Annotated in this window: 6 protein-coding genes; 4 read left to right on the plus strand and 2 right to left on the minus strand. The window is 68.2% G+C overall.

The window, feature by feature from the left end; all coding sequences use genetic code 11:
• Positions 1 to 34: 34 nt before the first annotated feature.
• Complete coding sequence (locus tag D7W81_RS20145; protein WP_120557003.1) at positions 35 to 1,468, minus strand: vWA domain-containing protein; 1,434 nt, start codon at positions 1,466 to 1,468, stop codon at positions 35 to 37.
• 102 nt (positions 1,469 to 1,570) lie between these two features.
• Entirely contained in the window at positions 1,571 to 2,077 is a 507-nt protein-coding gene (gene cglC / locus D7W81_RS20150) for an adventurous gliding motility lipoprotein CglC (protein WP_120557004.1), read from the minus strand.
• 267 nt (positions 2,078 to 2,344) lie between these two features.
• Between cglC and D7W81_RS20155 the strand changes: the two genes are divergently transcribed.
• The 4 genes from D7W81_RS20155 to D7W81_RS20170 form a co-directional block, all read left to right on the plus strand.
• Entirely contained in the window at positions 2,345 to 3,172 is an 828-nt protein-coding gene (locus tag D7W81_RS20155; RefSeq protein ID WP_120557009.1) for an outer membrane beta-barrel domain-containing protein, read from the plus strand.
• A complete protein-coding gene (locus D7W81_RS20160) occupies positions 3,169 to 4,059 on the plus strand; it encodes an outer membrane beta-barrel domain-containing protein (RefSeq protein ID WP_120557005.1) in 891 nt (296 codons plus the stop codon). Before D7W81_RS20155 ends, D7W81_RS20160 begins: the two co-directional genes overlap by 4 nt.
• Positions 4,060 to 4,065: 6 nt before the next feature.
• Positions 4,066 to 6,117: an adventurous gliding motility protein GltC gene (gltC, locus tag D7W81_RS20165; RefSeq protein ID WP_120557006.1), complete on the plus strand. Its 2,052-nt coding sequence runs from the start codon at positions 4,066 to 4,068 to the stop codon at positions 6,115 to 6,117.
• A gap of 111 nt (positions 6,118 to 6,228) precedes the next feature.
• On the plus strand, positions 6,229 to 7,124 hold an 896-nt coding region (locus D7W81_RS20170; protein ID WP_120557010.1), incomplete at its 3' end, for an MFS transporter.

Raw genomic sequence — 7,124 nt, forward strand, 5'->3', positions numbered from 1 at the left:
GCCCCCTCGCACGCCCCCGGCCCGGCCCTGGGCTCTAGTACGTCGAGCCCATGCGCCCGAAGCTCTTGAGCGCCTTCACCTTGCTGTTCTTCACGGCGGCCTTCTGGGCCTCCTCGGTCTCCGCGTCGTCGTATTCCCGCATCGCGGCGCTCTGCTCGGCCTGATCCGCCGCCACCGCCGCCGCGCCCGCCACCTCGCCCGCCTCCATGAAGAGGGCCTGGTTCTGGGAGAGGTAGCCCTTCGCCTCGGCCTTCTTGCCCTGGCTCATGGCCTCCGCGGCCTTCTGGAGGTTCTGCGCGCTGCGGGCCCGGGCCGCGTACACCGTGGCCTCCTTGTCCTGGCGCTGGACGACCTCCTCACGCACGTCCGTGGCCACCGCGGCCAGCGTGGACTGGTCCTCCACGTTCTTGTGCACGAGCAGGTCCGTGTACGCGACCTTCAGCCCGGCCACCTGCACCGTCTGGCCCGCGGCGGTGCCCGTCACGTGGATGCGCGCCACCACGCGCTCCACCTGTCCCGCGGAGAAGTCCGGCAGCGCCACGCGCACGGTGCTGCCGGCCTGGTGCGCGCGGTAGCCCAGCACCTCGTCCAGCGTCGTGCCCGGGGGCAATTCGAAGGACAGCTCCACGTTGCGCGCCACCGCGGTGGTGGCCTGCTGCAGGTCGCGCTGGAAGAGGGTGGACAGCTTGCTTGCGTCCTCGAGGAAGCCGTACGCGCCGGCGCCGTACTCCGCGAACGCCTGCATCAGGTCCTCGTTGAAGTCCGTGCCCACGCCAATGGAGCTCACCGTGATGCCGGAGGCGCGGATCTCCTTCACCACGTTCTTGAGCCCCTCCTCGTCGGACACGCCTTCCGTGGGCTGGCCGTCGCTCATCAGGATGAGGCGGTTCACGGTGGCCATCCCGCCCATGGCGGACGCCAGCTGCGTGCGGCCCACGGACAAGCCCGCGCTGATGTTGGTGCCGCCGTCGTCCCAGATGCCGTCGATGAACTGGAGCATCCGCTCGCGGTTGCCGGAGGTGGCCGGCAGGGACGGCAGGCTCTTCACGTCACTGCCGTAGTGCACGATGGCTAGCCGGTCCTCGTCGCGCAGCAACGTGACCAGGTGCCGCGCGGCCTGCTTCGCCTGCTGGAGCTTGTAGCCGCTCATGGACCCGGACCGGTCGATGACCACCGCCAGGTTCACCGGGCTGCGCTTCGCGCCGGGCACCTCCGCGCCGGTGAGGTCCACCGTCACGTACGTCTCCGAGGAACCCACCGGCACGTACGGATGCGACAGCCGGCTCGTCACCTGGAGGCTGCCGGAGGACGAGCGCGGCCCCGGCGCCGGAACGGGCGGGGGAGGCGTGGGCGTCGTCACGACGACGTGCGGCGTGGGCGGGAGACCGCCCCGGTGGGGCATGCCCAGCACCAGCGCGGTGAGGGCAAGGCCACCAGCCAGGGCGAGGAACAGGACCGTACGATTCATGGCAGGACTCCAAAGGCGTTTGGAACGCGGGCCCTGCCTTTACGAACGGGGCGCGCGAAAAGGTCTAACCCTTTCGCGCGAGGCGACTGTTCAGTGCGCCGTTCAGGTGCCCTGGGCGGCCGGAGTCGCGCCCGCGCAGAAGTAGGGCGAGTTGTTCTCGCCGAAGGTGCGCCGGTAGAAGCCCTCGTCGGCGACCTTGATGGCGTCCAGCGTGTCCTGGTCCAGGAGCAGGGGACGGCACGTCATGCGCTCCTTGAGGCCCTCCTCCACGTCATCCACGGTGCGGGTGATCTCGCAGCCGGTGGTGGTGCCCTGCACGCACTCCTTGCTGCAGTAGCCGAAGGCGAACTCTTCCGGGTTCTCATTGCGGGGGCTCAGGTCGTCGCGCACGCAGACGAGGTCCTCGCAGTCCAGCGAACCGAAGGAGATGAAGTCCTGATCCACGGCGATGTCCTTCTCCCGGATCTCCACGAACTTGCGGCCCTGGGCTTCCTGCTCCGCGGCCGTGGCCTTGCGCACCAGGCGGCACTGCTTACCCAGTTCAGTGGTGACGTCGCAGCCTCCCAGCATCAGGACGGCGGACAGGAAGAGCGCGGATCGCACGAACATCTTTGAGACCTCTAGGAAGGATGGAAACAGGGCGCCTGGGGGGAGGACGCCGGAACCCCGAAACGGTAGCACACCGCTTCCTCACGCCAACCCCTGACCCACGGGGAGCGAGCGCAGTGGAATTGTGAAGGGATACGGGAGGAATACAGAGGAGGCAGGCGCATCGCGGTGGTTGATGGTTGGGAATACGACCGATAGGATGGGCGGGCTGATGTCATGCTGCCTTCCGGTGGCAGTACGTTCCCTCCCCCCACGGAGCGCCCGGACTTGAACCGCCCCACGCTGCTGCTTGCGCTGAGCCTGATGTGGCCCGCGCTGGCCCCCGCCCAGAACCAGGAAGGCATGGGCCTCGATCTCACCGAGGATGCCCAGGCCAAGCCTCCCGAAGAAAACCCCGCGCCGCCGCCGGACGAAGAAGCCCGCCCCGCGTCGCCGCCTGCCGCCAGCCCGGCGAAGGAAATCCCGGTCGAAGCGCTGATGCCGCTCACGGACATCACCCAGGACGACCGGGTGAAGAGCGTGCAGCGCAAGGTCTATTTGAAGAAGGGCCGCCTGGAGATCTCACCGTTCGTGAGCCTCTCCGTGAACGACCCCTTCTATTCGAAGTTCGGCGGCTCGCTCCGCGCGGCCTGGTACCTGTCGGACACGCTGGCCATCTCCGCGCGCGGTTCGCTGATGCAGGTGCTTCCGTCGGATGACGTCCGCACGGCGAAGCGCACCTTCAACGCCAAGATCTACAACTCCGTGCCGCAGTGGTCCGCCATGGGCGACCTGGAGTGGGCGCCGCTCTACGGCAAGGTGTCCTTCCTCAACTCCATCCTCCACTTCGACGGCTACCTCCTGGGCGGCATGGGCGTGGTGCGGACGGAGACCTCCGCGCTGCCCGACCGCGGCCTCAACCCGGCCTTCGACCTGGGCCTGGGCATGCGGTTCGTCACCAAGGACTTCCTGGCCGTCAACGTGGCCCTCATCAACACCTCCTATGTGGACCAGCCCCTGGGCAGCAGCAAGGGCGCCATCCAGAACGTCATGACCCTCAACGCGGGCATCTCCATCTTCCTGCCCCTCAAGTCGACGGGGAGGGAGTCCGAATGAAGCCCGCCTTCCGTCTGCTCCTGACCCTGTGCGCGGGCGTGCCCGCGCTCGCCTCCGCCGCCGACCAGGCGCCCGCGCCCGCTCCGGCCGCCGCGGCTCCGGCCACGCCTGCTCCGGCCCCGGCGACCCCGGCGCCGAAGACGGCGGCCAACTCGAACCCGCCCTCCACCTCCCAGGAGGAGGAGGCCGGCGACGTGTCCGAGGTGGACAAGGACGCCCTGGGGCCTCTTCGCGAGCGCATCCGGCCGGTGTCCGGCCACATGTTCCTCAAGAAGGGCCGCTTCGAAGTGAGCCCGTCCGCGTCCATCACCATCCGCGACGCGTTCTACAAGAAGTACATCTTCGGCGGCACCGTCACCTACTTCCCCATGGAGACGCTGGGCGTGGGCCTGCGCGGCGGCTACGCGCTGAACTCCGTGGCGGGCTCCGCGCAGATCTGCACCTTCACGCCGGGCGCGGGCGGTGACACCCGAGGCTGCCGCGCGCCCACCACGGGAGAGCTGGACGGGTATGCGCCCGGCCAGATGTCGCTCATGGGCGGCCTGGACGTCCAGTGGGCGCCCATCTACGGCAAGCTGTCGCTCCTGGCGGAGAAGTTCGTCCACTTCGACATGTACGGCGTCGTGGGCGCGTCCGTGGTCCAGTACAAGGGGCCGGCGGAGCCGCTGGCGGACGGCACGCCCGTCGCGGGCAGCAAGTCGTACCTCACGGGCGGCGGCAACGTGGGCGTCGGTCTGCGCTTCTTCTTCAACCGCTGGATGACGCTGCGCACGGAGCTGCGCGACATCATCTACGTGGAGAAGGGCCGGGAGCCCACGCCCACCTACCTCCGCAACCAGATCCTGTTCGAGCTGGGCCTGTCCTTCTTCTTCCCCTCCGGTTCCTAAAGACTCATGCGCACCCACCGGTTCCTCCGCCTCGCCGTCCTCGGGCTCACGCTCGCGTACACGGCCCCCACGCTGGCCCAGTCCTTTGAAGGGCTGGACCTGGCGGGCCAGTCGAAGAAGAAGAAGAAGGGGGCCTCTTCGAAGGCTTCCTCCAAGAAGAAGGTCACCAGCAAGCGCGGCAAGGGCAAGACGTCCGCTCCGGCGGAGGACACCGCTGAGTCCTCCAGCGCCACCAGCGAGCCCGCGCCCGCGGGCAACCCGGCCACGCCGCCCGCGGCCGTGACGACGACGCCCGCGCCCACCGCGATGCCCGCCGCGCCCGCCGCGAAGCCCGCTCCGTCCGCGAAGCCGGCGGCGCAGGGCAGCCCCGGCCTGGGCCTGGACCTCACGGGCGACAACGACAAGCCGCCCGCGCCCACCATGACGTTCGACGCGGTGGACGTGTCCGGCAAGACGGCGGACCGCCAGCGCCTGGACGCGGCCATCAGCCTGTTCAAGAACGACGAGTACGAGAAGGCCGCGATGGCGTCCCACGAGCTGTTGGGGGACCCCAAGCTCCAGGGCCTGCACGTCGAGGCGCGCTACGTGCTCGCCAAGTCGCTCTACCGCATGGGGCTGTACCACTCGTCGCTGGGCGAGTTCTCCAAGATCCTCGCGGCGGGCCCGTCCACGAAGTTCTTCAAGACGAGCCTGGAGTGGCTGTTCTTCATCAGCCGCAAGACGCAGAACGAGACGGTCATCCTGGATGAGATCGCCCGGTACGCGAACTACGAGTTCCCGGAGAAGTTCCGGAACGAGTTCCGCTACCTGCTGGCGCGCTACCACTTCGTGCGTGGCCGCGCGTTGGATCAGGTGGGCCAGACGGAGAACGCGGACAAGTCCTTCGAGGAAGTGAAGCGCCTGGCGCTGACCATTCCCCGCACGGATCCGTTCTACCCGCGCGCGAAGTACCTGGAGGGCCTGGCCTTCTTCCGCAACGGCACGAACCACAAGGACGCGGCGGCCAAGCGTGGCAACCCGGACGTCATGGCGTCGGTGGAGGCCATGAAGGAAGTGGTGCGCCTCACCCGTCCCATGGCGGGCCGCGGCGGCGAGCAGGCGAAGCTGGACAAGTCCCTGCGCGAACTGGCCTTCATGCAGCTGGCCCGCACGCACTACGGCATGCAGCAGAACCGCTTCTCCATCTTCTACTTGAACAAGGTGGAGCGCGGGAACACGCAGTGGCTGGAGGCCCTCTTCGAGTCCTCCTGGGCCAACTACCGCATCGGCCAGTACGAGCAGGCGCTGGGCAACCTCATCACCCTGTCGTCGCCCTTCTTCCGCGAGGAGTACTTCCCGGAGGCGCTCATCCTCAAGGCGGTCATCTATTACGAGAACTGCCGCTACCGCGAGTCCAACCTCATCCTCCAGGACTTCGAGCGCACCTACCTGCCCGTGCACGACGAGCTGGACGGGCTGGTGAAGAAGAACATGGACGCCTCCGAGTACTACACGGTGCTCGCGGACGTGCAGAAGAAGAACAAGGACGGCCTGGAGAAGAACGGCACGGACGTGCTCCTGGAGCGCATCCTGCGGCTGGCCCTCACGGATCAGGACCTGAAGAAGACCAACGACTCCATCCTGGAGCTCGAGGGTGAGATGGACCTGTTCGCCAACAAGGGCGACACGTTCAAGTACTCGGAGCTGACGAAGCAGCTCTTGGAAGAGCTCAAGGTCCAGCGCACCGGCCTCATCTCCAAGGCCGGCATCATGGCCAAGGGCAAGCTGGAGTCGGAGCTGAGCGCGCTCAAGCTGCTCCTGGCCAACGGCCTGCGCATCAAGTTCGAGACGACCACCAAGGAGAAGGAGTTCCTGGAGGAGCAGCTCAAGGCGGGCGGCCGCACGGCCATCGTCAAGAAGTACAAGTACTCCGTGGCGGTGGCGGACGATCAGCTCTACTGGCCCTACGAGGGCGAGTACTGGCGTGACGAACTGGGCACGTACCAGTACACGATGACCAAGGGCTGCATCGAGCGCGACACGGCCAACCGTCAAATCCAGTCCGCCGAGGCGATGTAGACGCCCCTCGCTGAGAGTGGGATTCTTCCCGGCCGCCGGAGCGCCCCGTACGCGCGCTCCGGCGGTCTTGTCTTTTCCAACGGTCCCCTCAGGGACGACGGGAGTGCGAAGTTGGCTCGGGAGGCGTCGCTGCGGGTGGTGTTCGGCATCGCCGTCCTGGACCTCATCGGGTTCGGCATCCTGATTCCGCAGCTGGGGGTGTACGGCGTGCGCTTTGGCGCCTCTCCCTTCGCGGTGGGCCTGCTCGTCGCGGTGTACTCGCTGATGCAGCTGGTGGCGGCGCCCGTGATGGGGCGGCTGTCGGACCGGTTCGGCCGGCGGCCGGTGCTGCTCATCTCGCAGGTGGGCTCACTGCTGGGCTACGTGCTCTTCGCCTTCGCGCACACGCTGCCCCTGTTGTTCCTGTCGCGCGTCATCGACGGCATCTCCGGCGGCAACGTGTCCACCGCGCAGGCGGTGGTGGCGGACATCACCAAGCCGCATGAGCGCGCGCGGGGCATGGGCATCATCGGCGCGGCGTTCGGCCTGGGCTTCGTGCTGGGGCCCGCGCTGGGCGGTGTCCTGGGCGCGTGGGGCGGCAACCTGGCCATCGGCCTGTTCGCGGCGGGACTGTCCGCCGTGAACCTGTTCAACACCTGGTTCTTCCTGCCGGAGACGCGCAAGGCCGACTCTCCGTCCGCCACCACGCGCACGCTGAAGGGCGCGATGTCCGCGTTGACGCTCCCCGTCGTGGGCCGGTGCGTGGTGCTGGTGCTGCTCTACACGGTGGCCTTCGCGCAGATGGAGGGCACCTTCTCCGTCTACCTGCTGACGCGCTTCCTCTCCTCCGGGCCGGTGCCGCTGGAGGGCGGGTGGCTGGTGCACGCGGTGCATCCGGACGCGGCCATCCTCAAGGAGGCGAGCCTGCGCTCCGGGGCGCTCTTCGCGGTGGTGGGCGTGCTGTCCGCGCTGGTGCAGGGCGGACTGATGCGCCGGCTGGTGGCGTCTGGTGGCTCGGGGGGCAGGGG

The sequence above is a fragment of the Corallococcus aberystwythensis genome (assembly GCF_003612165.1).
GTDB classification, from domain to species: domain Bacteria; phylum Myxococcota; class Myxococcia; order Myxococcales; family Myxococcaceae; genus Corallococcus; species Corallococcus aberystwythensis.

Coding starts and splice junctions, on each gene's coding strand:
- D7W81_RS20145 (WP_120557003.1), bottom strand. CDS start 1,468: ATGAATCGTACGGTCCTGTTCCTCGCCCTGGCTGGTGGCCTTGCCCTC.
- cglC (WP_120557004.1), bottom strand. CDS start 2,077: ATGTTCGTGCGATCCGCGCTCTTCCTGTCCGCCGTCCTGATGCTGGGA.
- D7W81_RS20160 (WP_120557005.1), top strand. CDS start 3,169: ATGAAGCCCGCCTTCCGTCTGCTCCTGACCCTGTGCGCGGGCGTGCCC.
- gltC (WP_120557006.1), top strand. CDS start 4,066: ATGCGCACCCACCGGTTCCTCCGCCTCGCCGTCCTCGGGCTCACGCTC.